At 58.2% G+C, this 25,647-nt stretch carries 27 protein-coding genes; 5 read left to right on the top strand and 22 right to left on the bottom strand.

Annotated features, from left to right (window positions below):
• Positions 1 to 16: 16 nt before the first annotated feature.
• The 6 genes from ACQG2G_RS01670 to ACQG2G_RS01695 form a co-directional block, all read right to left on the bottom strand.
• Positions 17 to 1,024 carry a carbohydrate kinase family protein gene (locus ACQG2G_RS01670; RefSeq protein WP_047351897.1) on the bottom strand — a complete coding sequence of 336 codons (1,008 nt, stop codon included), beginning with the start codon at positions 1,022 to 1,024 and terminating at the stop codon, positions 17 to 19.
• The gene (locus ACQG2G_RS01675; RefSeq protein WP_044159019.1) at positions 1,024 to 1,884 is read right to left on the bottom strand and encodes a ketose 1,6-bisphosphate aldolase; all 861 of its coding nucleotides are present in this window, start codon (positions 1,882 to 1,884) and stop codon (positions 1,024 to 1,026) included. The genes ACQG2G_RS01670 and ACQG2G_RS01675 overlap by 1 nt, the downstream gene beginning before the upstream one ends.
• An 11-nt stretch (positions 1,885 to 1,895) precedes the next feature.
• Entirely contained in the window at positions 1,896 to 2,582 is a 687-nt protein-coding gene (locus tag ACQG2G_RS01680; protein ID WP_013095092.1) for a D-lyxose/D-mannose family sugar isomerase, read from the bottom strand.
• A gap of 113 nt (positions 2,583 to 2,695) precedes the next feature.
• Positions 2,696 to 3,637 carry an ABC transporter substrate-binding protein gene (locus tag ACQG2G_RS01685; protein ID WP_013095094.1) on the bottom strand — a complete coding sequence of 314 codons (942 nt, stop codon included), beginning with the start codon at positions 3,635 to 3,637 and terminating at the stop codon, positions 2,696 to 2,698.
• A gap of 153 nt (positions 3,638 to 3,790) precedes the next feature.
• Positions 3,791 to 4,786 (bottom strand): ABC transporter permease subunit, encoded by a 996-nt coding sequence (locus tag ACQG2G_RS01690; protein ID WP_013095095.1) that lies wholly within the window; start codon positions 4,784 to 4,786, stop codon positions 3,791 to 3,793.
• Positions 4,783 to 6,303 (bottom strand): sugar ABC transporter ATP-binding protein, encoded by a 1,521-nt coding sequence (locus ACQG2G_RS01695; RefSeq protein WP_038418478.1) that lies wholly within the window; start codon positions 6,301 to 6,303, stop codon positions 4,783 to 4,785. Before ACQG2G_RS01695 ends, ACQG2G_RS01690 begins: the two co-directional genes overlap by 4 nt.
• 181 nt (positions 6,304 to 6,484) lie before the next feature.
• Here ACQG2G_RS01695 and ACQG2G_RS01700 point away from each other — a divergent pair, with 181 nt between their 5' ends.
• The 3 genes from ACQG2G_RS01700 to yjdP all read left to right on the top strand — a co-directional run bounded on the left by ACQG2G_RS01700 (position 6,485) and on the right by yjdP (position 9,907).
• Positions 6,485 to 8,761, top strand: coding sequence for a hybrid sensor histidine kinase/response regulator (locus ACQG2G_RS01700; protein WP_061772756.1), 2,277 nt, complete (start codon positions 6,485 to 6,487; stop codon positions 8,759 to 8,761).
• A gap of 120 nt (positions 8,762 to 8,881) precedes the next feature.
• The gene (locus ACQG2G_RS01705; protein WP_013095098.1) at positions 8,882 to 9,505 is read left to right on the top strand and encodes a GNAT family N-acetyltransferase; all 624 of its coding nucleotides are present in this window, start codon (positions 8,882 to 8,884) and stop codon (positions 9,503 to 9,505) included.
• Positions 9,506 to 9,583: 78 nt separating this feature from the next.
• A complete protein-coding gene (gene yjdP / locus ACQG2G_RS01710) occupies positions 9,584 to 9,907 on the top strand; it encodes a DDRRRQL repeat protein YjdP (RefSeq protein ID WP_029882896.1) in 324 nt (107 codons plus the stop codon).
• Positions 9,908 to 9,959: 52 nt separating this feature from the next.
• On the opposite strand, the gene phnP is transcribed toward yjdP, so the two are convergent.
• From phnP to ACQG2G_RS01790, 16 genes are all read right to left on the bottom strand, one after another.
• Positions 9,960 to 10,718, bottom strand: coding sequence for a phosphonate metabolism protein PhnP (gene phnP / locus ACQG2G_RS01715; protein ID WP_057072552.1), 759 nt, complete (start codon positions 10,716 to 10,718; stop codon positions 9,960 to 9,962).
• 9 nt (positions 10,719 to 10,727) lie between these two features.
• Positions 10,728 to 11,162 carry an aminoalkylphosphonate N-acetyltransferase gene (gene phnO, locus ACQG2G_RS01720; RefSeq protein ID WP_013095101.1) on the bottom strand — a complete coding sequence of 145 codons (435 nt, stop codon included), beginning with the start codon at positions 11,160 to 11,162 and terminating at the stop codon, positions 10,728 to 10,730.
• Positions 11,155 to 11,706 carry a ribose 1,5-bisphosphokinase gene (gene phnN / locus ACQG2G_RS01725; protein WP_214554410.1) on the bottom strand — a complete coding sequence of 184 codons (552 nt, stop codon included), beginning with the start codon at positions 11,704 to 11,706 and terminating at the stop codon, positions 11,155 to 11,157. The genes phnO and phnN overlap by 8 nt, the downstream gene beginning before the upstream one ends.
• A complete protein-coding gene (gene phnM / locus ACQG2G_RS01730; RefSeq protein ID WP_045294838.1) occupies positions 11,703 to 12,839 on the bottom strand; it encodes an alpha-D-ribose 1-methylphosphonate 5-triphosphate diphosphatase in 1,137 nt (378 codons plus the stop codon). Before phnM ends, phnN begins: the two co-directional genes overlap by 4 nt.
• Complete coding sequence (gene phnL / locus ACQG2G_RS01735) at positions 12,836 to 13,516, bottom strand: phosphonate C-P lyase system protein PhnL (RefSeq protein ID WP_013095104.1); 681 nt, start codon at positions 13,514 to 13,516, stop codon at positions 12,836 to 12,838. Before phnL ends, phnM begins: the two co-directional genes overlap by 4 nt.
• A gap of 85 nt (positions 13,517 to 13,601) precedes the next feature.
• On the bottom strand, positions 13,602 to 14,357 hold the full coding sequence (phnK, locus tag ACQG2G_RS01740; RefSeq protein ID WP_013095105.1) for a phosphonate C-P lyase system protein PhnK: 756 nt from the start codon (positions 14,355 to 14,357) through the stop codon (positions 13,602 to 13,604).
• Positions 14,354 to 15,199, bottom strand: a complete 846-nt coding sequence (phnJ, locus tag ACQG2G_RS01745) for an alpha-D-ribose 1-methylphosphonate 5-phosphate C-P-lyase PhnJ (protein WP_013095106.1) — start codon at positions 15,197 to 15,199, stop codon at positions 14,354 to 14,356. The genes phnK and phnJ overlap by 4 nt, the downstream gene beginning before the upstream one ends.
• Positions 15,192 to 16,256: a carbon-phosphorus lyase complex subunit PhnI gene (locus ACQG2G_RS01750; protein ID WP_038980855.1), complete on the bottom strand. Its 1,065-nt coding sequence runs from the start codon at positions 16,254 to 16,256 to the stop codon at positions 15,192 to 15,194. Before ACQG2G_RS01750 ends, phnJ begins: the two co-directional genes overlap by 8 nt.
• On the bottom strand, positions 16,256 to 16,840 hold the full coding sequence (phnH, locus tag ACQG2G_RS01755) for a phosphonate C-P lyase system protein PhnH (RefSeq protein ID WP_014830323.1): 585 nt from the start codon (positions 16,838 to 16,840) through the stop codon (positions 16,256 to 16,258). Before phnH ends, ACQG2G_RS01750 begins: the two co-directional genes overlap by 1 nt.
• The gene (gene phnG / locus ACQG2G_RS01760; RefSeq protein WP_061772754.1) at positions 16,837 to 17,289 is read right to left on the bottom strand and encodes a phosphonate C-P lyase system protein PhnG; all 453 of its coding nucleotides are present in this window, start codon (positions 17,287 to 17,289) and stop codon (positions 16,837 to 16,839) included. The genes phnH and phnG overlap by 4 nt, the downstream gene beginning before the upstream one ends.
• The gene (gene phnF, locus ACQG2G_RS01765) at positions 17,290 to 18,015 is read right to left on the bottom strand and encodes a phosphonate metabolism transcriptional regulator PhnF (protein WP_013095110.1); all 726 of its coding nucleotides are present in this window, start codon (positions 18,013 to 18,015) and stop codon (positions 17,290 to 17,292) included. It abuts the gene before it with no gap.
• A 20-nt stretch (positions 18,016 to 18,035) separates the two neighbouring features.
• Positions 18,036 to 18,815 carry a phosphonate ABC transporter, permease protein PhnE gene (gene phnE, locus ACQG2G_RS01770; RefSeq protein ID WP_013095111.1) on the bottom strand — a complete coding sequence of 260 codons (780 nt, stop codon included), beginning with the start codon at positions 18,813 to 18,815 and terminating at the stop codon, positions 18,036 to 18,038.
• 115 nt (positions 18,816 to 18,930) lie between these two features.
• Complete coding sequence (gene phnD, locus ACQG2G_RS01775; protein ID WP_038980858.1) at positions 18,931 to 19,947, bottom strand: phosphonate ABC transporter substrate-binding protein; 1,017 nt, start codon at positions 19,945 to 19,947, stop codon at positions 18,931 to 18,933.
• Between the two features lie 23 nt (positions 19,948 to 19,970).
• The gene (gene phnC, locus ACQG2G_RS01780; protein ID WP_013095113.1) at positions 19,971 to 20,759 is read right to left on the bottom strand and encodes a phosphonate ABC transporter ATP-binding protein; all 789 of its coding nucleotides are present in this window, start codon (positions 20,757 to 20,759) and stop codon (positions 19,971 to 19,973) included.
• Positions 20,760 to 20,932: 173 nt separating this feature from the next.
• Entirely contained in the window at positions 20,933 to 21,373 is a 441-nt protein-coding gene (yjdN, locus tag ACQG2G_RS01785; RefSeq protein ID WP_061772753.1) for a VOC family metalloprotein YjdN, read from the bottom strand.
• 80 nt (positions 21,374 to 21,453) lie between these two features.
• Positions 21,454 to 21,789 (bottom strand): zinc ribbon domain-containing protein YjdM, encoded by a 336-nt coding sequence (locus ACQG2G_RS01790; protein WP_013095115.1) that lies wholly within the window; start codon positions 21,787 to 21,789, stop codon positions 21,454 to 21,456.
• 600 nt (positions 21,790 to 22,389) lie between these two features.
• Here ACQG2G_RS01790 and crfC point away from each other — a divergent pair.
• Both crfC and ACQG2G_RS01800 read left to right on the top strand, forming a co-directional pair.
• Positions 22,390 to 24,744 (top strand): clamp-binding protein CrfC, encoded by a 2,355-nt coding sequence (crfC, locus tag ACQG2G_RS01795; protein ID WP_061772752.1) that lies wholly within the window; start codon positions 22,390 to 22,392, stop codon positions 24,742 to 24,744.
• A complete protein-coding gene (locus tag ACQG2G_RS01800) occupies positions 24,741 to 25,616 on the top strand; it encodes a diguanylate cyclase regulator RdcB family protein (protein ID WP_369118555.1) in 876 nt (291 codons plus the stop codon). The genes crfC and ACQG2G_RS01800 overlap by 4 nt, the downstream gene beginning before the upstream one ends.
• Positions 25,617 to 25,647: the final 31 nt, after the last annotated feature.

The following is a 25,647-nucleotide window of genomic DNA, read 5'->3' on the forward strand; positions in this document are numbered from 1 at the left end:
CGCAATTTTTGTTAATTTAGGCGCTGCTCTCCTGAATAAAGCGCGTCAATTCCTCCAGCGTTTTTGCTCCATCAATGGCATTCGCGGCCAGCAGGCTTGCCCGGGCGCAGGCATGCGCCAGGTAAATACTCTCTGCCAGCGGCAGCGATTCATGACAGCCATATAAGAAACCGGCACAAAAGGCGTCGCCCGCGCCGACGCTGCCAATAATCTCCTCCTGAGTCAGCCTCCATGAGGGGATCCAGCGTCCTTCTTCGTTTGCGGCTTCTCCCCAGGCACCTTCCGGGCAGTGGATCACCACCCGCTGCCGGACGCCTGCCGCCAGCAGCTGCGCGGCGGCTTCAGCGATGTGGGCAACGTGCGGTGCGTCGTTGCCGTCGCGCATCTCAAGGCCGCTAAATTCTCCGGCTTCCAGTTCGTTAATGACCAGATAATCGAGATGACGCAGGGCAGGGAGGACCAGCGGCTGATAGCGCGGATCGCCCTTACGGGAGACCAGATCGAGCGAGGTTTCATACCCCTGCTCGCGCATCTGCGCCAGCAGCCGTGCGCTGCGGGTGCCGTATTCGTCATCTGGCATATCCAGACTGTCGAGCAGCAGCAGGTAGCCGAGGTGGAAGATCTTCATTGTGCCGTCGAGACGGTCAAACGCGGGGAGATCCAGCAGGCGGTTGGCCCCGGGAGAGTGGAAAAAGGTGCGCTGTCCGCTGGGGTCGGTCATCACCTGCGACATGGAGGTTGGCGCAAAGGTGGTGCGCTGTACGCGCTGTCGATTGACGTGATACTGGTCGAGCATTGCCAGAATGTAGTCCCCGTCGCTGTCTTCGCCAATCAGCCCCACCGCCTGCAGCGGCAGGCCGACGTGCATTTTCGCCAGCGTCAGCAGGACGTTAAGCGGCGCTCCGCCGGTGGAACGCTCGCTGTGGGTAATTTCTGCCAGCCAGCCGCGTTCCGGCCATTGCACGATCTGGTGAACGTGATCCACCAGCATATTGCCCGCGGCGATGATCCCTTTGCGTTCCATTATGCCTGCCCCGCGCTGCCAAAGATGCGCATCTGTTCGGCGACCGTATCGGTAATCGCCTCTTCTATGCCCAGCAGCAGCTCGGCAAACTCATCGTACAGCGGCTGGCGGTTGGCCATACGCTGCTCAACGGCGGAAAGCGCGGCCTGGGACATGCCGGTATAGAAATTGATTTTATGAATACCAAGTTCAATGGCGCGACGAAAATCAGCATCGCTGATCCCGGAGCCGCCGTGCAGCACCAGTGGCAGGCCGGTCTGCTGGCGAATGGCGTCCAGACGGGGGAAATCGAGTTTTGGCTCGCCCTTGTATTTGCCGTGTGCGTTGCCAATGGCGACGGCCAGCGCGTCAATGCCGGTTGAATCGACAAATTCCCGTGCCAGTTGCGGGTCGGTAAAGTACGCTTCATCCGCATGGCCGTAGAGCGCTCCGCCTTCATCGCCACCGACGGCACCTAACTCTGCCTCCACCGACACGCCCACCGCGTGACACATCTTCACCACTTCACGCGTCTGACGAATATTCTCCTCGTAGCTCAGTGTCGAGCCATCGAACATCACGGAGCTGAACCCTAAGCGCAGGGCGCGCACCACGGCGTCAAAGTGCAGGCCGTGGTCGAGGTTGAGTACCACGGGGATCGCGTGGCGGGCGGCTTCGTACTTAACCGCTTCGACAAGCGACTCCAGCGACACGTATTTAAAATGCACTTCGGCGATGTTGATGATGAAAGGCGAGCGCTCCTGCTTCGCCGCGGCAAACAGGGCGCGCAGGAAGTGGGTGTCGAGAACGTTGAACGCGCCCAGCGCGTAGCGATGTTGCCTGGCGTGCGCAAGACCGTCGGCAAGAGAAATCAATGGCATCATTTACCCCCTTATATCCGAAACAGGTTGTACTCGTTGCACAGTACCAGCACCGCCGGTTCGTCTTCTTCGATGTTGTTATAGCGGGCAACGGGCTGCAAAAAGTGGTTGTCGTGTTCATCGTCATTGACCGATGAGACTTCGCCCACCAGCACGTCGCCAAAACCGCGTTCACCCCAGAAACTGTGGTACAGGCCGGGCGTCAGACAGATGCTCTCCCCTGGTGTAAGGCGCAGCTGGCTGCCGGGGGCGTGGGTCTGCTGGCAACCGTCTATCGTGACGGTGACGTCCGTGTTTTCGGTCTCTGCATGTGCACCGGCATTCCATAACTCAATAATGAGATTTCCACCGCCGCGGTTGATGATGTCCTCCCGTTTGCGCCAGTGAAAATGCATGGGCGTGAGCTGACCGTCGCGTACGTGCATGATTTTTTCGGCGTAGCATTTTTCATACGGCGTGCCGTTTGGTGAGCCGTTGCGCAGGGTAAACAGCGTGAGCCCCTGCGCGGCAAAGCTGCTGCCGCCAAAGGCCGTTACGTCCCAACCGAGCTTAAGGTCAAACACTTCCTGCCAGGCGGCCTGATCGAGCTGTTGCCATTTTGTGGGTGGGAAGCTGGCAAAAGGGGGGAGATGCACGTCGTGCATGGAGAAAAACTGCCGCGTGTGGCCGAGGATTTCGTTGATTTCGGAGCGTTTCATGGGGACTCCTTGTGTTTTTTGCACAACCTTTCCCCTCACCCTAACCCTCTCCCCAGAGGGGAGAGGGAACTTGAACACCCTCTCCCCTCTGGGGAGAGGGCAGGGTGAGGGGGTTACTTAACCGTCCACCCCTTATACGTGCCGACGTTCTTTTTATCGATCATCGTCACCGGGATCAGCACAGGCTCTTTCGGCGCCGGTTTGCCCTGTAGAATGTCATAGCCGATCTCAACCGCTTTTGCCGCCATGACCTGCGGATCTTGTGCCGGCGTCGCCACAAACAGAGAGTTTTCCCGCTTCAGGGCTTCTTCGCCGTCCGGGCTACCGTCCACACCAACGATAAAGAACTCGTTGCGTTGCGCTTGTTTCGCCGCCAGATCGGCACCGATCGCGGTCGGATCGTTAATCGCGAAGACGCCATCGATCTTCGGATTGGCCGCCAGCAGCGAGGTCATGACTTCCAGACCCCCTTCGCGGCTGCCCTTGGCGTTCTGGTTATCGGAGAGCACTTTGATATCCGGGTGTTTTTTGAACTCTGTCTGGCAACCTTCCACACGGTTCTGGACGGCAGAGACCGGCGGTCCGTTGATGATCACCACATTGCCTTTGCCGTTCAGGCGGTCGGTGATGTACTTACAGGCCATTTCGCCCGCCTGGGTGTTATCGGAGGTGATCGTCGCGTCTGCACCTTCTGCCGCCACGTCAACCGCGACCACCACGATCCCGGCCTCTTTCGCGCGTTTCACCGCCGGGCCGATCCCTTTAGAATCTGCGGCGTTGAGGATGATCATGTCCACTTTGGCGGCAATGAAGTTGTCGATCTGCGCCACCTGCTGGCCCAGATCGTACCCGCTGGAGACCAGCGTCACTTTGACGTTATCCCCCGCCAGCTTGCGCGCCTCCAGCTCGGCACCTTTGGTGATCTGCACGAAGAACGGGTTGGCCAGGTCACCCACCGTTACGCCGATGGACTTCAGATCTTTCGCCTGCGCAAACGGTGTTGCGGCAAGCAGCGCGCCAGCACAGAGCGCGGTCACTAAGGGCTTCAATCTCATGCTCTCTTCCTCACGTAGGGTTTCCCGTCATCCTTCTGGGCGCAGATGCGTTGGCTGCGCTCATTCACCCGAATCACTTACTACAGTAAGCTCATCGGGATTCACTCACTTGCCGCCTTCCTGCGACCAGAATGATTTAGGGAAATATTGTTGTTATGCACTTTGATGGTGTCGGGTACGGTATTTGTCGATCAGCACCGCAATGATGATCACCGCCCCTTTGATCACCAGTTGCCAGAAGTAGGAGACGCCCATCAGCGTCATGCCGTTGTTGAGGGTGGCGATAATCAGCGCTCCCACCAGCGTGCCGGTGATCGTGCCGATCCCGCCAACGAAGCTGGTGCCGCCGAGGATCACCGCCGCAATCGCATCCAGCTCGTAACCCATGCCCAGGTTTCCGTTGGCGCTGTAGAGGCGCGACGCGCTCATCACACCGCCTAACCCGGAGAGCAGGCCGCTCATGCCATACACAAACAGCAACACCAGCCAGACTTTGATGCCCGTTAAGCGTGCCGCCTGCATGTTGCCGCCTACCGCATAGATGTGAACGCCAAGCGTAGTGCGACGCAGGATAAACCAGCACACCACAATCACCGCCAGGGCAATCACCACCAGCCACGGCACGGGGCCAAGATAGTTATTGCCTATCCACTCAAAATTGATGTTCGAGTTAATTACCGTCGTGCCATCGGCCAACAGGTACGCTGCGCCCCGCAGAGCCGTGTAGGTGCCGAGGGTGACAATAAACGGCGGTAGTCCGGCAAAGGCCACCAGCGCGCCGTTGAACAGCCCCAGCACCAGTCCGAGCATCAGCGCGGCGGGAATAGAGAGCCCGGCGAATTCCGGTATTAACGACACCACCATCGCGGCGACCGCCGTGGTACCCAGAATAGACCCGACGGAGAGGTCAATCCCCCCGGTCAGGATGATGAAGGTCATCCCTGCCGCCAGCACGATGTTGATCGACGCCTGTCGGGTAATGTTGAGCAGGTTGCTTTCGGTAAAGAAGTTAGGGGCGATAAAGCCAAAAACCGCCACGATCAGGATGAGAATGGGCAAAATGCCGACCGTTTGCATCAGATCGCTCATCAGCATTTTTTTGGCGGAGGCAGATTTTGCCACCTGCTGCGGATGGGTTGGAGTTGTCATAGTTGCACCGCCTGATGATGTGAGTCGTTCACGCCGGTTGCCAGCGTCATGATGTTTTCCTGAGAGATGTCGTGTCCGTGGAGCTCCCCGGCGATGCTGCCTTCACGCATGACATAGACGCGGTCGCTCATGCCCACCACTTCCGGCAGTTCGCTGGAGATCATCAAAATCGCCACGCCCTTGCGCGCCATCTGGTTCATGATGCGGTAGATTTCGCTTTTTGCGCCGACATCGACACCGCGCGTCGGTTCGTCGAGGATCAGAATACGCGGACCAATCGCCACCCAGCGGGAGATCAGCAATTTCTGCTGATTACCGCCTGACAGACCGCCCGCGCGGACCTGTGCGTGAGGCACGCGGATATTCAGCAGGGCGATGGCATCGTCAGAAATGGACTGCGCTTTTTTGCGGTTAAGCATGCCGAAGGTGGCGTCGCGCTCCAGCGTCGCCATGGTGATGTTCTCCTGCGCCGCCAGCTCCAGGAACAGCCCCTGCTCCTTGCGGTTCTCGGTAAGAAAACCGATCCCGTTTTCTATGGCCGCGCGCGGGGAGTGGATCACCACCGGCTCGCCGTCCACTTCAATCATTCCGCCCGTGGCTTTACGTACGCCAAAGATGAGCTGTGCCAGTTCGGAGCGACCGGCACCGACCAGCCCCGCCAGGCCGACGATTTCCCCTGAGCGCACCTGCAGGCTGCAGGGCTGGACTTTTTTACCGTCGGTGAGGTGATGCACGTTAAGACGCGGGTTGCCGAGCGGGATATCGCGCTCTTTGTTGAACAGATCGCTTAAGGGGCGACCCACCATCATTTTCACCAGCTCAGATGCGTTCAGTTTGTCGCGCGTCAGGCTACCGACGTATTGCCCGTCACGCAGGACGCTGACCCGGTCAGAGAGTTCGTACACTTCCGCCATGCGGTGGCTGATATAGATGATCGCCATCCCTTCATCCCGCAGGCGCAGGATCAGCTCAAACAGACGATGGGTTTCACGCGAGGAGAGGGCGGCAGTGGGTTCATCCATCACCAGAATGCGGCTGTTACGGTGCAGCGCGCGGGCGATTTCCACCTGCTGTTGTTCAGCGATAGTCAGCTTCATCACCAGGTCGGTGGCGTTGAAGTTTGCACCCAGACGGTCGATGACCGCCTGAGCCTGAGCGGCCATCTCTTTACGCTGCACCAGTCCGCCGCGCGAGAGTTCGCTGCCAAGAAAGATGTTTTCCGCAACCGTCAGGTTGGGGGCGAGTTGCATCTCCTGATAGATCAGGGTAATGCCTGCGGCCAGCGCATCCTTCGGGCCTTTAATGTGATACGGCTGACCGTCAATCAGGATCTCGCCGCTGGTCGCGGTGTAGGCGCCCGCGAGGATCTTCATCAGCGTGCTTTTTCCCGCGCCGTTTTCACCCATCAGCGCGTGGATCTCACCGGGAAAGACCGTCAAATCCACACCCTTGAGCGCGTGGAAGTTGCCAAACGTTTTGGCAATGCTGCGCATCTCCAGTACCGGGGTTCTGCTCATGGCGGATCTCCTGTGAAGGTTGATATCTGCACTTCATCACAGGTGCGTAAATGCAAAATGTCAGAAGCCGTTCATATTTGTCATAGTTATGAATAGCTAATCGCCGTCACATTTCTCTTTTCCCTCTGCCTGTGGGAGAGGGCCAGGGTGAGGGCACCCATTTGCAGAGGAGCCCAATCCCATGCCATCACGCTCGCCGTTCTTCGCCAGCGCCCGCGGTCGTCTGCTGATCTTTAATCTGTTGGTGGTGGCGGTGACGCTGATGGTCAGTGGTGTGGCGGTGCTGGGTTTTCGGCATGCCAGCCAGATCCAGGAACAGGTACAACAGCAGACGCTGGATGACATGACCGGCAGCATGAATCTCGCCCGCGATACCGCCAGCGTGGCAACCGCGGCGGTACGGCTTTCGCAGGTGGTGGGGGCGCTGGAATACAAAGGAGAGGCCGAGAGGCTGAAGCAGACCCAAATGGCGCTGCGGCACTCGCTGGAACAGCTCGCAGATGCGCCCTTAGCGCAGCAGGAGCCGGGGCTGGTGGCGCGCATTATTCGTCGCAGTAATGAGTTACAGCAAAGCGTGACGGGCATGCTGGAGCGCGGACAGCGGCGCCATCTGCAGCGTAACGCGCTGCTTAGCTCGCTGTATCAAAGCCAGAGCTATTTACGCCATCTGCAGGATATTAACCGTCGGTTTGGCAGCAACATCCCGGATGCGCAGCAGCTTGCGGAAATGGACAGGCTGATTCTCGCCGCCATCGATACCCCCTCACCGCGCGCCACCCTACAGCAGCTGGACGCCGTTACCGCAACGTTGCCCCATCGCGCGACGCAGCCCGTGGTGAATCTTGTTCTGCCCGATTTCAACGACGAGCTGCGCAGGCTTGCCCCGCTGTCAAAGCAGCTTGAAGAGAGCGACCTGGCGATAAGCTGGTATATGTTCCACATCAAGGCGCTGGTGGCGATATTAAATAGCGATATCAATCGGTACGTTGAGCAGGTAGCGGAGGCTTCCCGGCTGCGTACGGCCCAGAGTCATCAGGAGCTGCGGTCCATCAGCGTGTTTATCAGCATATTCGCCGTACTGGCGCTGATCATCACCGGCTGCGCCTGCTGGTATATCTACCGCAATCTGGGCTCCAACCTGACGGCGATCTCCCGGGCGATGTCGCGTCTTGCCCATGGCGAGCAGGACGTTTCGGTGCCCGCGCTGCAGCGGCGTGATGAGCTGGGAGAGCTGGCTCGCGCGTTTAACGTCTTTGCCCGCAATACCGCCTCGCTGGAGCACACCACCCGCCTGCTGAAAGAGAAAACCTCCCAGATGGAGATCGACCGCATCGAGCGTCAGGGACTGGAGGAGGCGCTGCTGCACAGCCAGAAGATGAAGGCCGTTGGTCAACTGACGGGCGGGCTGGCACATGATTTCAACAACCTGCTGGCGGTGATAATCGGTAGCCTGGAGCTGACCGATCCCGACTCCAGTGATGCCCCACGTATCGCCCGCGCGCTCAATGCTGCCGAGCGCGGTGCGTTGCTGACCCAGCGTCTGCTGGCTTTTTCCCGCAAGCAATCCCTGACTCCGCATGCGGTAGAGATGAAACCGCTGCTGGAGAATCTCAGAGAGCTGATGCGCCACTCCTTGCCCGCCACCCTGAGCCTGGAGATAGAGGCTCAATCCCCGGCCTGGCCGGCGTGGATAGACGTTGGCCAGCTCGAAAACGCCATTATCAACCTGGTGATGAACGCCCGCGACGCGATGGAGGGGCAGACGGGCGTGATTAAGATCCGCACGTGGAATCAGCGCGTCACTCGCAGCGACGGACGCAGGCAGGATATGGTGGCGCTGGAGGTGATCGACCGCGGCAGCGGTATGACGCAGGAGGTCAAATCCCGGGTGTTCGAGCCGTTCTTCACCACCAAGCAGACCGGCAGTGGCAGTGGTTTAGGGCTGTCGATGGTGTACGGTTTTGTGCGTCAGTCCGGCGGCCGCGTCGAAATTGAAAGCGCGCCGGGACAAGGCACCACCGTGCGGCTCCATCTGCCGCGCTCAACGCTGCCCGTCGTCCCTGAAGATGAAACGCACTCTGCCACCGCATCCGCTGAAAACGAACGGCTGGTGCTGGTCCTGGAAGATGAGGCCGATGTTCGTCAGACCCTGTGCGAGCAACTGCATCAGCTTGGCTACCTGACCCTTGAAGCGGAAAGCGGTGAGCAGGCACTGAACATGCTGGCGGCCTCGCCGGATATCGGCATGTTTATCAGTGATCTGATGCTGCCGGGCAGCCTGAGCGGGGCGGAGGTGATTAACCACGTGCGCAGCCACTACCCGCAGCTGCCGGTGTTGTTGATCAGCGGTCAGGATTTACGTCCGACGCACAACCCGCAGCTGCCGGATGTAGCGCTACTGCGCAAACCGTTTACCCGCGTACAGCTGGCGCAGGCGCTGCGGAAAATCAGCGCTTAAACAGCGAATTTAGGATTTCATCAAGAGCCTGAGTAAAGTCGGCGATGCTAATCTGCGCAAAATTTAGCGGATTAAGATATAAAGGGAATTATGCCGGTACTCACAAGAGGGGACTCACAAATGATCGTGATGCCTACAACGTACAGCCCGAATACGGTTGCCAGGTCATTTACGCTCGTAGATGAATTTGAACTCTCCGGCCGGGTGTTACATGTCATTTATGATAGCCAGACGCCCCGGGCTGCAATTATTGAAGCAGATATCGAAACCTTTGATGGCGTTCCCCGACATCGGGTTGTTGCTGCTCTGGATTTACAGCATAAAGCCCATCTGGGAAAGGACATTATCGCAGTCGAACGATGCTGGGAAGATACTCGCGTTGTCCAGGTAGAAGGCATTTGCGTCGATCCTGCCGAACGAGACAAAGGGCTGGCGACTCGTCTCTATGAAGCGTTGGTCTTACATTGCGGCGTGACCTTAATCAGCGACTTCGAGCAATATGAGGGTGGAAAGATGCTCTGGCAGAAAATAGCCCGTGAATCCGACCAAATCGCTGTTTTTGTACTCGACACAGAGCAGGGAGCATTCTGGCCTTATGATGGCAGCAAGGTGATATATGACGGAGGATGTATTCCTGAAGACCGCATCTGGAGTCATTCTCCGGACCAAAAATGCTCCGGGATTGTGCTGGTCGCAGAGAATAAACAGCGAGTGCGTCAAATAATGGAAGCGTCGCCTCGCTAAAGAATTTGAGATTCCTCCGCTACCTCTCCCGTTTGCGGTTAATTACCGTAAGGCCAGTTCACCTGCGAGTCTGGCCTTATGAAACGTTACTCTACCGCTCTGTTATTTGGTCTGCTGTCACTCTCCAGCCAACTGGCGCATGCCGATGTGATTGATGATGCCATTGGCAACATTCAGCAGGCGATCAACGATGCCTATAACCCCGGCAGCAGCCGTAGCAACGATGATGACGATCGTTATGACGATGACCGTCGCATTGATAGCCGTCAGTATGACGACCGCCGTCGGCAGCTTGAAGACAGACGCCGCCGTTTAGACGAGCGCCAGCGCCAGCTTGATGACGACAGACGACGCCTGGAAGAGGATGAGCGGCGGTTAGAAGACGATTACGATCGCGGTTAAGTGCGGCCTGTTGCCCTCACCTCAACCCTCTCCCACGGGAGAGGGAGAAAACCTAATCCAGCACCAACACCATGCCGTCATATCCCGCTTCGATGCCGTCCGGCAGCGGGTTATCCATCATCCACTCGTCAAACTGATGGCTGATATGGGTCAGGATCACCTGCGGGCAGCCAATCACCTCGTTCAGTGCCACCACGGTGTTTAAATCGCAATGGTTGCGCGGCGTCTGCGGGCGCGGTTCATGGCTACAGTCGATGATCATCGCCTGTGGCTGGTTGTTGAGCAGAAATTTCACCGTTTTCTCCGGCAATCCGGCAGTATCAGAAAGCCACGCCACGCGGCTGTGGGCGGACTCCAGCAGATAACCAAAGGTGAGCTTCGAGTGGTTGAGCGGCAGCGGCGTCACCCGCAGGCCCTGCAGCTCAAACATAACAAACGGCTCCAGCGTATGGCTGAAATCCAGAATGCCCGGGTGTTTGAAGAGATCGTCACATCCGGCTTCATCCGGCGGGCCGTAAACGGGGATCGTCGCGCCAACGCCCCAGCGCAGGGGAAACAGCCCCTGAACGTGATCCATATGGTAGTGGGTCAGCAAAAACTGCTGAAAGCTGCCGGCTGGCCAGTCGTCCATCAGGTGCGGAATACCCGCGTCCAGTAGCGTCACCGCGTCATTGAATTTGACGGCCGCGCTACAGGGCCGACGACGATAATTCTCCTGCAGACGTGCCCGGCGGCATGCCGCGCAATCGCAGCCAAAGACCGGGACCAGCTGGGCACTGCCGGTGCCCGTTAACGTGATGGTCAGACTCATCGTGCACCTCTACAACGGTTTGGTGAAACGAAAATGGCTCTGCGTATACCCTTCACGAACATAAAAACGGTGGGCGTCCAGCCGCCGGACGCTGGTGGAGAGCTCCGTCAGTTCCGCGCCCGCCTGGCGCGCGGTGTCCTCTGCCCATGCCAGCAGTTGGCTCCCCACTTTAAGACCACGCGCCTCGGGCATCACCACCAGCTCCTGGATTTCGCCGATCCATCTGGCGTGGTGCAGGTGAAACTGCATATGCAGGCCAATCATACCCACCACCTGTCCATTCAGCTCTGCCAGCTGATAACGCATATTGTGGTCCTGCAGATTGGCCAGATACCCGGCGTGGAACGCCTGATGATCAAATTCGGCCTGTTTTAACTCGCAGATCAGCGCGTAAACGATTTGCGCATCATCGGCGGTGGCGGGGCGAAGCGTGCAGTCAGGCATGCTGTTTCTCCTTCTGACGGATAAGCGATAAAACGTTATCGACTGACTGTAGCAAACTTCCGTCGTTGTTGAGGATGTGGCAATCCGCCGGGGTATAGCGCGCTGCGCGTTCGAGCCGCTGCGCGATCTCTTTTTCGCTTTCGCGTCCGCGGCTTTGCAGGCGGCTGCGCAGGACATCCGGCGAAACCTGCAGACAGACCGGCAGCAGCGCCGAGGCATACCTGGCGCGTGCCTGGGGCAGATGCGCACGGGAGCCGTTGACCAGCACGTCAAAACCCGCGTGTAGCCACAGGTCGATCTCAATGCCGATCCCGTAGTAGTAGCCGTTGGCGTGCCAGCTGAGCGCCAGCAGATTCTGCCCGGCGCGAGTGAAAAATTCCTGTTCGCTCAGGGCGATATGGTTTTCACTACCGGCATTCGCCGCCCGGGTAATATAGCGATGTGCGACCAGCAGCCGCGGGTGTTCCCGCTGCCGTAAGGCGGACAGCAGGCTGTCCTTCCCGGAGCCGGAGGGCCCCATTAACCAGATGACTCTTCCCATCAGAACACCCGTTTTCCCTGACGCCAGACGTGGTCGATATGGATGTGCTCGCCCTTACGGTGGGCCAGCACCAGATCCGCCCGTTTTCCTTCGGCTATCTCGCCCCGGTCGTGAAGATTAAGCGCCGATGCCGGGTTCTTCGTTACCAGGCGAATTGCCTCCGGCAGCGTGAAGCGGTTGCTGTCGTCATCCGCGACGCGGAAGGCGGCGTCCAGCAGGCTGGCGGGGTAGTAGTCGGAAGAGAGAATATCCAGTAGGCCGAGCGAGGCGAGTTTGCTTGCCGCCACGTTGCCGGAATGCGAGCCGCCGCGCACAATATTCGGTGCCCCCATCAGCACGTTCATGCCGTGTGCGCGGGAGGCTTCTGCCGCCTCAAACGTGGTAGGAAATTCAGCGATCACGCTGCCAAGCTGGTGGGATTCGCGGACATGATCGTGCGTGGCATCATCATGGCTGGCCAGCGCGATGCTACGGTCCCGGCACATTGCGGCAATCGAAACACGGTTCGGCTGTGACCACTGTGCCGCCAGCGCCAGCTGCTCTTCCTCGTAGCGCGCCATCTCCACATCGTTAAGTGAATATTTGCCCTGGTAATACTCGCGGTATTTTTCGAGGCTGGCGAACTGGCGCTGCCCCGGCGAGTGGTCCATCAACGAGACCAGCGACACTGGCTCGCGGTCTACCAGCTTTTCAAACAGCGGCAGGGTGGTATGATGCGGCAACTCGCAGCGCAGGTGCAGGCGATGTTCGGCGCGGTTAAGACCGCGCTTTTGCGTCTCTTCCACGGCGTTGATCATCTTTTCCAGATTCTCCAGCCGATCGCCGCCGTCGCGTACGTCACCAATCGCCACCGCATCCAGCACGGTGGTGATGCCGCTGGCAACCATCAGCGCGTCGTGGCTGCTCATTGCCGAATGGGCGGGCCAGTCCACCTTCGGCCGTGGGGTGAAGAATTTATCCAGATTATCGGTGTGCAGCTCAATCAGCCCTGGCAGCAGCCAGCCGCCTTCGCCGTCCATCGCTTCGGGCAAATGGCTTCGGGTTTCGGCATACGCGCGGATCGCGCCGTCGCGGATCTCAATCGAGCCGTCGATGACCTCATCTTCCAGCACCAGCCTGACGTTATTGATAATCATACGTTTGTCCCCATCGGGTGCAATCTGTCCGCCACGCGGTTGCGAACGCTCTCGTCGTGGAAGATCCCGACGATCGCCGCGCCGCGCGCTTTGGCCTGTTCGATCAGTTCCACCACTGCCGCGCTGTTTTTGCTGTCGAGCGAAGCGGTGGGTTCATCAAGAAGTAAAATCGGGTAGTCGACGATAAACCCGCGAGCGATATTCACGCGCTGCTGCTCGCCGCCGGAAAAGGTCGACGGGGCAAGATGCCAGAGGCGCTCGGGCACATTGAGGCGCGTCAGCAGGCTGGCGGCTTTGGCGGCGCAGGTTTCGCGCGGCACGCCGAGATCCAGCAGCGGCTGCATGACCACATCCAGAGCGGAGATCCGCGGGATCACCCGCAGAAACTGGCTCACCCAGCCGATCGTCGAGCGGCGAACTTCCAGCACCTTACGCGCGGGGGCCTGAACCAGGTCGACCCATTCATCGGCGTGGCGAATATGAATGTGCCCCTCGTCCGGCAGATAGTTGGCGTACAGGGAGCGCAGCAGGGTGGATTTTCCGCTGCCGGAGTGGCCGTGCAGCACCACGCATTCGCCGCTGTTCACCTTCAGAGAGGCATTTTGCAGCACCGGCAGACGCACGCCGTTTTGCTGGTGGAGCACAAAGGTTTTACTTACGTTTTCTACGTGGATCATTTTGGCCTCGTGGCGTTTTCTTGCCGGGTGGCGCTTCGCTTACCCGGCCTACAAGGTACGGCGTTCGTTTTACCGGGTGGCGCCCTCAATTCTGCAACACGGATGACACCAGCAACTGGGTGTAAGGATGGAGCGGATCGTCGAGCACGCGGTCGGTTAACCCACTTTCCACCACCTGACCCTGCTTCATTACCAGCAGACGGTCTGCCAGCAGGCGAGCGACGCCCAGATCATGGGTGACAATCACCACCGCCAGGTTTAGCTCCACCACCAGACCGCGCAGCAGGTCGAGCAGGCGCGCCTGCACGGAGACGTCCAGCCCACCGGTGGGTTCATCCATAAACACCAGCTTCGGGTGGGTGACCAGGTTACGGGCGATCTGCAGGCGCTGCTGCATGCCGCCGGAGAAGGTGGTGGGCAAATCGTCGATGCGCGAGGCGGGGATCTCCACATCGGTCAGCCAGCGCTGTGCGGTTTCCCGGATGTTGCCGTAGTGCCGCGCGCCGGTCGCCATCAGCCGTTCGCCGATATTGCCTCCCGCCGAGACCTGACGACGCAGCCCGTCCAGCGGATGCTGATGTACCACGCCCCATTCGGTGCGCAGCAGGCGGCGACGTTCAGCCTCACTCATGCCATAGAGGGAGGCACCCTCATACAAAATCTCGCCGTTCTGCGGGGCCAGGCGCGCGGAGATGGACTTCAGCAGGGTGGTTTTGCCCGAGCCGGATTCACCGACAATTCCCAGCACCTCGCCCGGCCACAGCTCGAACGAGACGTCGCTGAAGCCTTTGCCCGGCGCGTAAAGGTGGGTCAGGTTGTTCACTGAAAGCAGCGGTTTCATTGGCTGTTCGCCTCGCTCTGTTGGCGGCAGTAATCGGTGTCGGAGCAGACAAACATTCGTTTGCCCGTGTCATCCAGCACCACTTCATCCAGATAGCTGTGCTTCGAGCCGCAGATGGCGCACGGCTCGTCCCATTCCTGCACCGTGAACGGGTGGTCATCGAAATCGAGACTCTCCACGCGGGTGTAGGGCGGGACGGCGTAGATACGCTTTTCGCGCCCGGCACCGAACAGCTGCAGGGCAGGCATCATGTCCATTTTCGGGTTGTCGAATTTCGGGATCGGCGACGGATCCATCACGTAGCGCCCGTTGACCTTCACCGGGTAGGCGTAGGTGGTGGCGATATGGCCGAAGCGGGCGATATCTTCATACAGCTTCACCTGCATCACCCCGTACTCTTCCAGGGCGTGCATGGTGCGGGTTTCGGTTTCGCGCGGCTCGATAAAGCGCAGCGGCTCCGGGATCGGCACCTGGAAAATCAAAATCTGATCTTCAGTGAGCGGCGTTTCGGGAATGCGGTGGCGGGTCTGGATAAGCGTCGCATCTTCGGTTTTTTCGGTGGTGTTGACGCCCGTCACGCGCTTAAAGAAGTTGCGAATCGACACGGCGTTGGTGGTGTCGTCGGCTCCCTGGTCGATGACCTTCAGCACGTCTGACTCACCGATGACGCTGGCGGTAAGCTGAATGCCCCCGGTGCCCCAGCCGTAAGGCATCGGCATTTCACGACCACCAAACGGCACCTGATAGCCGGGGATAGCGACCGCTTTCAGGATGGCGCGGCGGATCATGCGTTTGGTTTGCTCGTCCAGATAAGCAAAGTTGTAGCCGCTTAGGTTAGCCATTTTCACGCTCCCGTTGCAGACGTTTCAGCAGTTCCAGTTCGGCCTGGAAGTCAACGTAATGCGGCAGCTTGAGGTGCGAAACAAAGCCCGCCGCCTCGACGTTATCCGCATGGGCCAGCACGAACTCTTCGTCCTGTGCCGGGCCGGAAATCTGTTCGCCGTAGTCCGGCGCCTGCAGGGCGCGGTCAACCAGCGCCATCGCCATGGCTTTACGCTCGCTCATGCCAAAGACCAGCCCGTAACCGCGGGTAAAGTGTGGGGTGTCGTCGTCAGGTGCGACAAAACCATTCACCATTTCACACTCGGTCATTAGCAGTTCACCGACGTTCACAGCAAAACCCAGCTCTTCGGGGATGATTTCGACGTCGAGATAGCCGCTGCGGATCTCCGCTGCAAACGGGTGGTTACGCCCGTAGCCGCGCTGCGTTGAATAGGCCAGCGCCAGCAGATAGCCTTCGTCCCCGCGCATCAGCTGCTGCAGGCGAGACGAGCGTGAACAGGGGTAAACGGGAGGCGTGCGGGTGATGTCGTCGGGTTGTGCTCCGGTCTCTTCTTCGGCCTTTGCCAGACCCTGCTTCGCCAGCAGGCTAAAGACGTGCGGAGACGCTTCCTGCCCGGTCTCCGTGGTGCTGAGCGGCGGCGTTTCGCCGTTCGCCAGCAGGGTGAAATCCAGCAGGCGGTGGGTGTAATCGTACGTAGGGCCAAGGAGCTGGCCGCCGGGAATATCTTTATAAACGGCGGAAATTCGCCGCTCCAGGCGCATTTCTGCCGTATTGACCGGCTCGCTCACCGCCAGGCGGGGAACGGTGGTGCGCCAGGCGCGCAGCAGAAAGATGGCCTCGACGTTGTCGCCGCTGGCCTGCTTCAGCGCCAGCGCCGCCAGCTCGCGGTCGGCCACGCCGCCTTCGGTCATCACCCGATCCACTGCCAGGTTCAACTGCTGCTCAATCTGGGCGACGCTCAGCTCGGGAAGCTGTTCATCACCCCGTCGTCTGTGCGCCTGCAGCGCATGGGCGGCGGCGATGGCCTTCTCGCCCCCTTTGACGGCAACGTACATCAGCACACCTCCACGTGGGTGGTTCGCGGGATCGCCAGCAGGCGCTCGCCGCAGGTCAGGATCAGATCAATGCCCAGCGGGAACGGATGCGGGCGTTCGGTCAGTTCATGAATAATGCACTCCGGCAGCTGTGGCGCGACCATGCGTTCGTCGGCAATCCCCGCCCCGGTCAGGCGCAGCATGCGACCACCGCTCAGGCTGGCGACCTGCAGGATCAGCGTGGCGCTGGTCTCCGGTGCCACCGCGCTGCCTTCACTCAGGGCATTGAGCTGCTCATGGCTGATTTGCTCATCGGCAACGGCAAACACTGCCTGACGGGGCTGCTCAACCAGCGGGGCGTTAGTGTGAAAACGCAGATTCTGGCTGGCGATGTCATTGGATAACGTCCCCGAAAGCCACACCGGCGTATCGTTGTCGGCGAGAGTCAGCAGTACGCTGGTGGTCGCCAGGTTCAGCGGCAGCCAGCCCTGGGAGAGCTGATGCAGGGAGACAATCACGCCAGGCTCGCTCATGGCTTTCAGCAGGCGACGAAAACTGTGTTGGGCATCCTGGACAGCCAGGGTAAAAGCGGGTTGAAGCGTCATGCGTTATCTCCGCGAACAAGCGTAAAGAAGTCGACCCGGCTGGTATTGACTTGCGCCTGACGTGCGGCAGTGCGCGCGGCGAGGTCGGCTTCCAGCGGGGCAATCAGGGTTTCCATCAGGGTCTGGAAATGGGGTTGTTCCTGCAGCAGGGCGTCGATCACCGCGCAGCGCTCGGCGTGCGGTTTATCGCGACCGAGCACGTAGCTGTAACCCAGCGTGCCGCTGCTCAGACGAATGACCGCGCGGGTGAGGGCGGCATCACCGGCGAAAAAGCGCTCCCCGGTGCCGCCCATTCTTGCCTGGATCTGTACCAGGCCGATTTCCGGCGCGCGGAGCGTTTCATAGTCTGGCGTCAGGTTAAGCGCGTTCATGCGGCTCGCCAGTGCAGCAGGCTGGCTATGGGCCAGGACGCGCATCCAGCGCTGACGGGTGGAGGTGTCGAAATGCATTCAGTGCTCCATGGTGAATTCAATCATGTCGGCGCGGGTCAGGCTGACGGAGTACTCCGTCGCGTTGATCTCGCCGTCACGGTGGTTGAGGGTACGCACGCAGAGCAGCGGAGCCATGTTGGGGATCTCCAGCACCTTGCTCTCTTTCGCCTGCGCGCGGCGGGCGCTGATACGCGTCTGGGTACGTTTGAGCACAAGACCCGTGGCGTCCTGCAAAAAGTCATGCAGTGAACCGCTGGAGAAGTGTTGCAGCACCGGCCAGAGGCTCAGGTCGCTGAAGTAGTGATCTATCTGGCAGACCGCCACGCCATTGACCCGGCGCAGGGTGCGCAGATGCACAACGTTGTCGCCCTCCTGAATACCCAGCGCATCGGCTACATGGCTGGAGGCCGGACGCAGCACGGAGAGCAGTTTTTCGCTGGTGGGATGGCTTCCCTGGTCGAGCAGGTTCTGACTAAAGCGCGCCTGGGCATTGAGCGGGTAATCGAACGGGCGCATCAGCACCAGCACGCCGACGCCCTGACGGCGCTGTACCCATCCACGCTCAACCAGCTGATCGATGGCGCGGCGCAGGGTGTGGCGATTCACTTCATAGCGGTCTGCAAGCTGCTGTTCGGCTGGCAGGTAGTCTCCGCAGCGATAATGGGTGCGCAGCTCCACTTCGAGCTTTGCTGCAATCTCTTGCCAGCGGGTAGGATAACTGGTCGGATGTCTGGATAAGTGCATACCAATCAAAGCCTCGCTTCTCAGATGAAGTGCTTACGCAAACGTTGAGAGAGGAAATCCAGCAGGCTGACGGTGATGATGATGAGTACCATCAGGGCGCAGGTTTGCTGGAACTGGAAACCGCGGATCGCCTCCCACAGAGTGACGCCAATGCCGCCTGCGCCGACCATGCCGACGACGGTGGCGGAACGGACGTTAGATTCGAAGCGGTAGAGCGAATAGGAGATCAGCAGCGGCATGACCTGGGGCAGCACGCCGTAAAGGATCTCTTCAATTTTGTTGGCGCCGGTGGCGCGAATACCTTCGACCGGGCCGGGTTCAATGGCTTCCACGGCTTCGGAAAGCAGCTTGGAGAGCACGCCGGTGGTGTGGATGAACAGCGCCATCACCCCCGCAAACGGCCCCAGACCCACGGCGACCACGAACAGCATCGCGAACACCATTTCGTTAATGGCGCGGCAGGCGTCCATCAGGCGGCGCATCGGCTGATAAATCCACCACGGAACGATGTTTTCCGCGCTCATCAGGCCAAACGGAATGGAGAGGATGACGGCCAGGGCGGTCCCCCAGACGGCGATTTGCAGGGTGACAGCCATTTCGCCGAGATAGTCCTGCCACTGGCTAAAATCGGGCGGGAAGAAGTCGGCAGCGAAGGTGGCCATGTTACCGGCGTCTTTAAACAGCAGCAGCGGATCCATCTCCGCGCCCTTCCAGGAGATAACCAGCACCGCCAGCAGGATGGCCCAGCTAAATAGCGAGAACCAGCTGCGTTTCGGCGGTGGGAGGGTGATGGTTTGCATGTTGACTCCTTTGTGTATTCTCCCTCTCCCCGTGGGAGAGGGCCGGGGTGAGGGCATCAGCGTGCGCATTTCCCCCTCACCCTAACCCTCTCCCTCAAGGGAGAGGGGACTTTAGTTACTGCACCGCTTTATTCACACTGGTCATTGCACCGAGCGCGGCGGTCAGGCGGTCCAGGTCTTCCAGCTGGGCCTGAATAGCTGCCACTTTGCTGGTCTTCTCCTCGTCTTTAAGCCCCTTGTTGTCCTTCACGCCCTGCATCTCTTTAAACAGCGCCAGCTGGCGAATCGGGACCAGCTGCAGGTCGCTCGACGGGCGGAACGGTGCCCAGCCCAGACGCGTCAGCACGGCTTTCTCTTCCGGCGTTTTGCCGTAGGTCATAAAGAAGTCGTACACCTTGTCCTTGGTGCCTTCAGAGAGGTTTTTGCGCCAGACAATCGGGTCTCCCGGGATAAGAGGGGATTTCCAGATCACCTTCAGCTCTTTTAGCTTGTCCGGTGCGGAGGTCTTCAGCTTGTCGAGGTTTTCGGTGTTGTTGGTGGCGACGTCCACCTGCTTGTTGGCCACGGCCAGGGCGTTGGTTTCATGGCTGGCATTGACGGTGCGCTTGAAGTCGCTGGCAGAGGCATTGTTTTTGGCGAAGACGTAATAGCCCGGCACCAGGAAGCCTGAAGTGGAGTTTGGATCGCCGTTGCCGAAGGTCAGTTCTTTGCGTTTGGCGAGCATATCGTTGAGGTTATTGATCGGGCTGTCTTTGTTGACGATCAGCACGCTCCAGTAACCCGGAGAGCCATCTGCAGCAACGGTCTGGGCAAAGACCTGGCCGTTTGCACGATCCACCGCTTCCATGGCGGAGAGGTTGCCATACCAGGCGATGTCCACTTTGTTAAAGCGCATCCCCTGGATGATGCCCGCGTAGTCCGGGGCGAAGAAGGCGTTTACTTTGATCCCCAGTTTGGTTTCCATATCTTTCAGGAAGGGTTCCCACTGAGGCTTCAGGTTCTGCTGTGATTCCGTCGAAATAATGCCAAAGTTCAGCGCTTTTTCCTGCTCCTCGGCGTACGCAGGGCTTAACAGGGTGCTGATGCTGAACATGCTGGTGAAAGCCAGCGCGGCAACCGTTTTATAGCTCATTTCCATTCCTCGTAGTGGGGACGTTATGCAGCCTTCGCGTTCTCTTCGACACGGTTAATGCTGCGGTAGAGATGGTCAAAACGTTCGTTATCAAACTGGTGGCTTGCGCCATCAAAGAACACATGTCCCTGACGCAGGGCGACAATGCGCTCGCAGTAGCGCAGGGCGTAATCCACCTGATGCAGCGTCACCACCACGGTGATGCCGTCGTTCTGGTTAATGTCATGCAGGGTTTCCATCACGATGCGGGCGGATTCCGGATCCAGCGAGGCGATGGGCTCGTCGGCAAGGATGATTTTCGCTTTCTGCATCAGGGCACGGGCGATGGCCACGCGCTGCTGTTGTCCACCGGAGAGGGTGGAGACGCGCTGATGGGCGAAGTGCGCCATGCCTACGCGGGTGAGTGCCCGCAACGCCTCTTGCTTCTGTAATGGGGAGAACCAGCGCAGACAGGTGCGCCAGAATGGGGTGCTGCCGAGCGCGCCAATCAGCACGTTCTCCAGCACCGTCAGTCGATTTACCAGATTAAATTGCTGGAAGATGCAGCCTGTCTGCGCGCGGCTTTTGCGGATATCCCGCGCCAGTCGCCCTGCGCGCTGTACGGTGTTGCCCAGCAGTTCGACGTGGCTTTCCGGGATGCTATCGCCGGTAATCAGGCCGCTTAAGTGACGCAGAAGGGTGGATTTACCTGAACCGGATGGCCCCAGCAGCGCTACCATGTCGCCCTGCTGGACGGTCAGATCAACGGCGTGCAGAGCCTTGTTGTGATGAAAGGTCTTGCTCAGTTTCTCGACGCGGATGACGGTTTGCATATGCTGGGCCTCACAATAAATGTGGCCTCATGCTGGCGCATCAATATGACATTTGGGTTAAGTGCAGGTTGCGGGAGTTTGAAGAGTTGAAGTGAAAACGATGACAATCTTTCCAGGCCCGGTCAGCGCAGCGCCACCCGGGGTTGTTGCCGGATGCGCTGCGCTTATCCGGCCTACGAACTTTGTTGCTTCACGACGTTAATCATCCACGGCACGCCGTATTTGTCGGTGACCTTACCGAAACCGTGCGCCCAGAAGGTCTCCTGCCAGGCCATTTCAATATTTCCGCCATCCGCGAGATTGTCGAACCAGCGTTTGCCTTCATTGACATCCTGTGTGTCGAGAACTAGCGTGAATCCGGCATACTGCGCCTTACTGCCCGGCGGCAGGCCATCGCTCATCATGATATCGCTGCCCGCAATGCGAACGTTGGAGTGGGCTATAGCGGAGTCCGGGAACTGCATGCCAGACGGGCAGCCTTCTTCGCTGCTCTCGCTTTTTGGCATTTCGCCGAAGGTGATTTTATAGAGGAGTTCTGCGCCGACGGCCTGCTGATAAAAGGCGGTTGCCTCTGCACAGTTGCCGGCGAAAGAGATGTAGGGACTTAACGGCATAATCTTTACCTCACGTAAGAAAAGCCCATTAAGTGTAGTGGGTGTGTGCCCGGTAAGCGAAGCGCCACCGGGCGGGTAAATCAGTTCTTTTTCACAAACTCAGATTTCAGTTTCATTGGACCAAAACCGTCAATTTTGCAGTCGATATTATGATCGCCTTCAACCAGACGGATATTCTTCACTTTGGTCCCGATCTTCAGCATGGAAGAGCTGCCTTTAACCTTCAGGTCTTTGACGACGGTGACGCTGTCGCCATCTGCCAGCAGGTTACCGTTAGCATCTTTTACAATCAGCACGTCAGCATCCTGTGACGGCTCTGCGTCGTTCCATTCGTGGGCGCATTCCGGGCAAATGAACATGCCATTATCTTCATAGGTGTATTCAGAATTGCATTTCGGGCAGTGTGGAAGTTGCATCGGGGGTATCCTCAAAAAAGTGCTTAACACGCTGGAAAGTGCCAGCAAAATGACGGCAGAGCGCCGAAAAAGAGGGCAAGTATAACGCAAATCCACACGATTGTCGGTGATATTGTTTAATAAAAAAAAACCGAAAAGCGTGTGGCGGGTGACACTTTCTGTCAGTCGGTTAAGCGATGCTAACGCCATTAACGTGTTGGGAAGAATTGACACTGAATATATCGAATATTTTATTGCGGCAAATTGCTACGTTCCGCCATTTCGGATAAGGTGAAGCGACACATTGTTATTTATCGCCGGTTTTCGTCGTCGTACATCTGTTATGACGCTGAACCATTCCCTCTCTTTTTAGGTGGGTAAATAATGATGATATATCCTGAAGTTTCTTAAAAATGGGCTACGCTTTTTATCTTTTGACTATCAGGTCAGGAGAAAAGCTTTTCACGCCATGCAAGGATAGCGATTTATTTCTGATTGTCTTCAATCAGTTATATTTCGGTGAACATGTTTTCCACACGTGATCATATAAGCCGAAAAACATAATTAAAACCCGGTGGCTTAATAAAAGTAATAAATTTGCGTTAAGGAAAGGCTTTTATCATGCACACACAGACAATTTTTGAATTAAGCCAGGAAGCAGAACGGTTGCTACAACTCGCCCTGCAAAACCTTGATACCTTGAAATCAATGCCGATAGCGATGCTGGAGAGTACCGCGACGGCCATTACGGGTGAAAAGAACAACGTTTTACCTTTGCATTTTAGCGCGCGTGGTGTCGAAGCACAGCAGGCGATGCTGAATAGTGAATTGCGCAAAATAACCCGTCTGGAAATGGTGCTGGCTATTGTTGGAACCATGAAGGCGGGGAAATCGACCACCATTAATGCGATTGTAGGCACCGAAGTGTTGCCCAACCGCAACCGTCCGATGACGGCGCTTCCGACCCTTATTCGTCATACGCCGGGCCAGAAAGAGCCGGTACTGCATTTTACGCATGTCTCTCCCATTGATGATTTGATCCAACTGCTACAGAAAAAGCTCTGCGATGACGATCGCGGTAAGCTGGCGCAGCGTCTGGAAATCGATAAAGACATGAATACGTTGCTGGAGAGAATTGAAAGAGGCGAGGCTTTCGAGAAGCACCACCTTGGGGCGCAGCCGATATTTCATTGTCTGAAAAGCCTGAACGACCTGGTGAGGCTCTCTCAGGCGCTGGACGTGGCCTTCCCATTCTCAGAGTACGCGGCGATAGAACATATACCGGTGATTGAGGTGGAGTTTGTGCATCTTGCGGGTCTGGATGCGCACCTGGGGCAGCTGACGCTGCTGGACACGCCTGGGCCAAATGAAGCCGGGCAGCCCCATCTGCAAAAAATGCTCACCGAACAGTTGTCCCGCGCCTCCGCTGTGCTGGCGGTGATGGACTATACCCAGCTCAAATCGATTTCTGATGAAGAGGTTCGTCAGGCCATTTCGGTAGCGGGAAAATCGGTGCCTTTGTATGCGCTGGTGAATAAATTCGACCAGAAGGATCGCAACAGCGACGATGAAGAGCAGGTCAGGGCGATGATCTCCGGGACCTTAATGAAAGGGAACATCTCTCCGGGACAAATTTACCCTGTTTCGTCGATGTGGGCCTATCTGGCAAACCGCGCCCGCTATGAGATGGCGAACCATGGGCAGCTACCGGATCACCAGGAACAGCGCTGGGTACAGGACTTTGCCGAGGCCGCGCTGGGGCGTCGCTGGCGTACGGCGGACCTGGATGATATCGAACATATTCGCCATGCGGCTGATTTGCTGTGGGAAGATTCGTTATTTGAACAACCTATCCGCAAACTGATTTACGCCGCCTATGCCAATGCGTCGTTATTTGCGCTGCGTTCGGCGTCGCATAAGCTGCTCAACTACGCCCAAAATGCCAGAGAGTATCTCGATTTTCGCTATCAGGCCCTGACGGTGGCCTTTGAATCGCTGGAGCTAAATATTACGCGTCTTGAAGAGGATATGGCTCTGTTGCAGACACGGCAGCGCGTGGCCAGCGAAGAAGTCAAACACGAAGTGGAGCAGGCCCTCCACGCCACTGACGATTTTATGGCGTTGCAGAAAGGAGCCCTTCAGCAGGCGATTGGCCATATCTTCAACGGCCACACGCTACTTGATTTGGCAGGTATTGATCCGCTGAATCATCGGCAGGATGCACCGGAGGCGCTGACGCAGCTGGTGCTGGATGATGAGAGGCAGGCGCAAACGGTACTGAACAGCATCCGCTCCGCCTGCGAGCAGGTCATGCTGGACGCACAGACGAAAATCAGCCGGGAGCTGGCGCTTCGCTTCGATCAGCTGGAGTCTACGCTGGCGCGTTCGCTGAATGAGGCGATGCGGCCCATTGAGCTGCGTATTAAAGAGCAGCTCAGCCATGCCGGTTTCCGGGCGCGGATCAGTTTCCCGGCATTTCAGGCAAATCAGCTGAACTTCAATACGCGGGCGCTGTTTACTGATGCCATCGCGGAGGATACCCGTCCGGCAGGCCAGCCATCGGCTGCGGGAAGTGTACGGGAAACGGTGTCGCGCTGGCTGAACAATCCTGGCTGGGGCTGGGAAGATTATGTGGCGACGCGCACGCGATACGTTATCGATATTGCGCAGCTACATGACAAGTTTATGCAGCATATTGATCAGTTTTATGAACAAATCCGTAAAGCTTTAACCGCGCAGGTCGATGTCTCTGTTACGGCGGGTATGGCAACGTTCTTTGCAGAATTTTCGTTATGCCTTGCCGGGTTACAGGAAAGCTTGCGTGATAGCCTCGCAGTCCGTCAGCAAAATGAGCATTCGACCCGATCGCTCAGCCAGCTGTTGAAACAAAGTATCATGACTGCGACGTGGATTCAGGAAGATACCCGACTGTTACGCGATGATATTCAAACTCTTTTCGCGGCAGAGCAACCATGACAACACAGCTACTGGACGGTCCCGGGCGGATGCTGGAGTGTATCCATCCTAAATTTATGGTCGATCTGGTCCAGGGGGTAGACGCGCCGCGTCATACCCATCTGGGGCCGCAACAGCTGCAGTTTCGTGAGCGTTTGACGCAGGAGATCATGACGCACACCCGGCTGCGACCGTGGGCAATGGCGGGAATGCTCAACGAAAATGCGGCTCTGCGCCTGGGGCTGGCGGAAAAGCTGGCCGGCATGCTGGATCCGGGGCATCTCGCGCTGACGCGTATGGCCGATAAACTGGTTGCCCTTCGCCAGCAAACCTCTCTGCGTACGCAGCCCTCGCCGGGCCTGGTTCAGCAGTACGCTGAACTCTCTTCCCATTTTCTTCAACGCGCGGCCTATAAAGAAAAGGCGTTGTCCCAGCGTGGGTTAACGGTGCAGGCGGGCGATCATAGCGAGCAGATTTTCACCCGCTGGCGGGCCGGACACTATGATGGCTGGTCGCTGGCCGGGCGTTGCTACATTGTGCTGGAAGAGCTGCGCTGGGGAGCATTTGGCGATGCCTGTCGTCTGGCGAATGCGGACGTGGCGGCAATGCTCAAGGATAACCTGCGCAGCATGGCGGCAAATTATCTGGCGCAGGGGATCAATGCTTCTCCCACTACCCGCCATTTTTATCACCAGTGGCTCACAACCCCCTCTACGCCGGGGAGCATCGATCATAAAGATATGCTGGGCTGGCTGGGGGACTGGTGTCAGGCGGACAGCCACCCGGTGAGCTGGTCAGTAACCCAAAACTGGCAAACGGTCGCGCTGGGTATGCCGAGACTCTGTTCGGCAAAGCGGCTGGTGGATGGGATGGTGGAAGAAATTTTTGGTTGAACCCCTCACCCGGTGGGGAGAGGGGGGTCTT

The organism is Enterobacter cloacae complex sp. 382A5 (genome assembly GCF_050031095.1).
Lineage (GTDB): Bacteria > Pseudomonadota > Gammaproteobacteria > Enterobacterales > Enterobacteriaceae > Enterobacter > Enterobacter cloacae.

Excerpts from the sequence above, each read along its gene's own strand:
- ACQG2G_RS01670 (WP_047351897.1), bottom strand. The coding sequence starts at position 1,024 with ATGGAACGCAAAGGGATCATCGCCGCGGGCAATATGCTGGTGGATCAC.
- ACQG2G_RS01675 (WP_044159019.1), bottom strand. The coding sequence starts at position 1,884 with ATGCCATTGATTTCTCTTGCCGACGGTCTTGCGCACGCCAGGCAACAT.
- ACQG2G_RS01680 (WP_013095092.1), bottom strand. The coding sequence starts at position 2,582 with ATGAAACGCTCCGAAATCAACGAAATCCTCGGCCACACGCGGCAGTTT.
- ACQG2G_RS01685 (WP_013095094.1), bottom strand. The coding sequence starts at position 3,637 with ATGAGATTGAAGCCCTTAGTGACCGCGCTCTGTGCTGGCGCGCTGCTT.
- ACQG2G_RS01690 (WP_013095095.1), bottom strand. The coding sequence starts at position 4,786 with ATGACAACTCCAACCCATCCGCAGCAGGTGGCAAAATCTGCCTCCGCC.
- ACQG2G_RS01695 (WP_038418478.1), bottom strand. The coding sequence starts at position 6,303 with ATGAGCAGAACCCCGGTACTGGAGATGCGCAGCATTGCCAAAACGTTT.
- ACQG2G_RS01700 (WP_061772756.1), top strand. The coding sequence starts at position 6,485 with ATGCCATCACGCTCGCCGTTCTTCGCCAGCGCCCGCGGTCGTCTGCTG.
- ACQG2G_RS01705 (WP_013095098.1), top strand. The coding sequence starts at position 8,882 with ATGATCGTGATGCCTACAACGTACAGCCCGAATACGGTTGCCAGGTCA.
- yjdP (WP_029882896.1), top strand. The coding sequence starts at position 9,584 with ATGAAACGTTACTCTACCGCTCTGTTATTTGGTCTGCTGTCACTCTCC.
- phnP (WP_057072552.1), bottom strand. The coding sequence starts at position 10,718 with ATGAGTCTGACCATCACGTTAACGGGCACCGGCAGTGCCCAGCTGGTC.
- phnO (WP_013095101.1), bottom strand. The coding sequence starts at position 11,162 with ATGCCTGACTGCACGCTTCGCCCCGCCACCGCCGATGATGCGCAAATC.
- phnM (WP_045294838.1), bottom strand. The coding sequence starts at position 12,839 with ATGATTATCAATAACGTCAGGCTGGTGCTGGAAGATGAGGTCATCGAC.
- phnL (WP_013095104.1), bottom strand. The coding sequence starts at position 13,516 with ATGATCCACGTAGAAAACGTAAGTAAAACCTTTGTGCTCCACCAGCAA.
- phnK (WP_013095105.1), bottom strand. The coding sequence starts at position 14,357 with ATGAAACCGCTGCTTTCAGTGAACAACCTGACCCACCTTTACGCGCCG.
- phnJ (WP_013095106.1), bottom strand. The coding sequence starts at position 15,199 with ATGGCTAACCTAAGCGGCTACAACTTTGCTTATCTGGACGAGCAAACC.
- ACQG2G_RS01750 (WP_038980855.1), bottom strand. The coding sequence starts at position 16,256 with ATGTACGTTGCCGTCAAAGGGGGCGAGAAGGCCATCGCCGCCGCCCAT.
- phnH (WP_014830323.1), bottom strand. The coding sequence starts at position 16,840 with ATGACGCTTCAACCCGCTTTTACCCTGGCTGTCCAGGATGCCCAACAC.
- phnG (WP_061772754.1), bottom strand. The coding sequence starts at position 17,289 with ATGCATTTCGACACCTCCACCCGTCAGCGCTGGATGCGCGTCCTGGCC.
- phnF (WP_013095110.1), bottom strand. The coding sequence starts at position 18,015 with ATGCACTTATCCAGACATCCGACCAGTTATCCTACCCGCTGGCAAGAG.
- phnE (WP_013095111.1), bottom strand. The coding sequence starts at position 18,815 with ATGCAAACCATCACCCTCCCACCGCCGAAACGCAGCTGGTTCTCGCTA.
- phnD (WP_038980858.1), bottom strand. The coding sequence starts at position 19,947 with ATGAGCTATAAAACGGTTGCCGCGCTGGCTTTCACCAGCATGTTCAGC.
- phnC (WP_013095113.1), bottom strand. The coding sequence starts at position 20,759 with ATGCAAACCGTCATCCGCGTCGAGAAACTGAGCAAGACCTTTCATCAC.
- yjdN (WP_061772753.1), bottom strand. The coding sequence starts at position 21,373 with ATGCCGTTAAGTCCCTACATCTCTTTCGCCGGCAACTGTGCAGAGGCA.
- ACQG2G_RS01790 (WP_013095115.1), bottom strand. The coding sequence starts at position 21,789 with ATGCAACTTCCACACTGCCCGAAATGCAATTCTGAATACACCTATGAA.
- crfC (WP_061772752.1), top strand. The coding sequence starts at position 22,390 with ATGCACACACAGACAATTTTTGAATTAAGCCAGGAAGCAGAACGGTTG.
- ACQG2G_RS01800 (WP_369118555.1), top strand. The coding sequence starts at position 24,741 with ATGACAACACAGCTACTGGACGGTCCCGGGCGGATGCTGGAGTGTATC.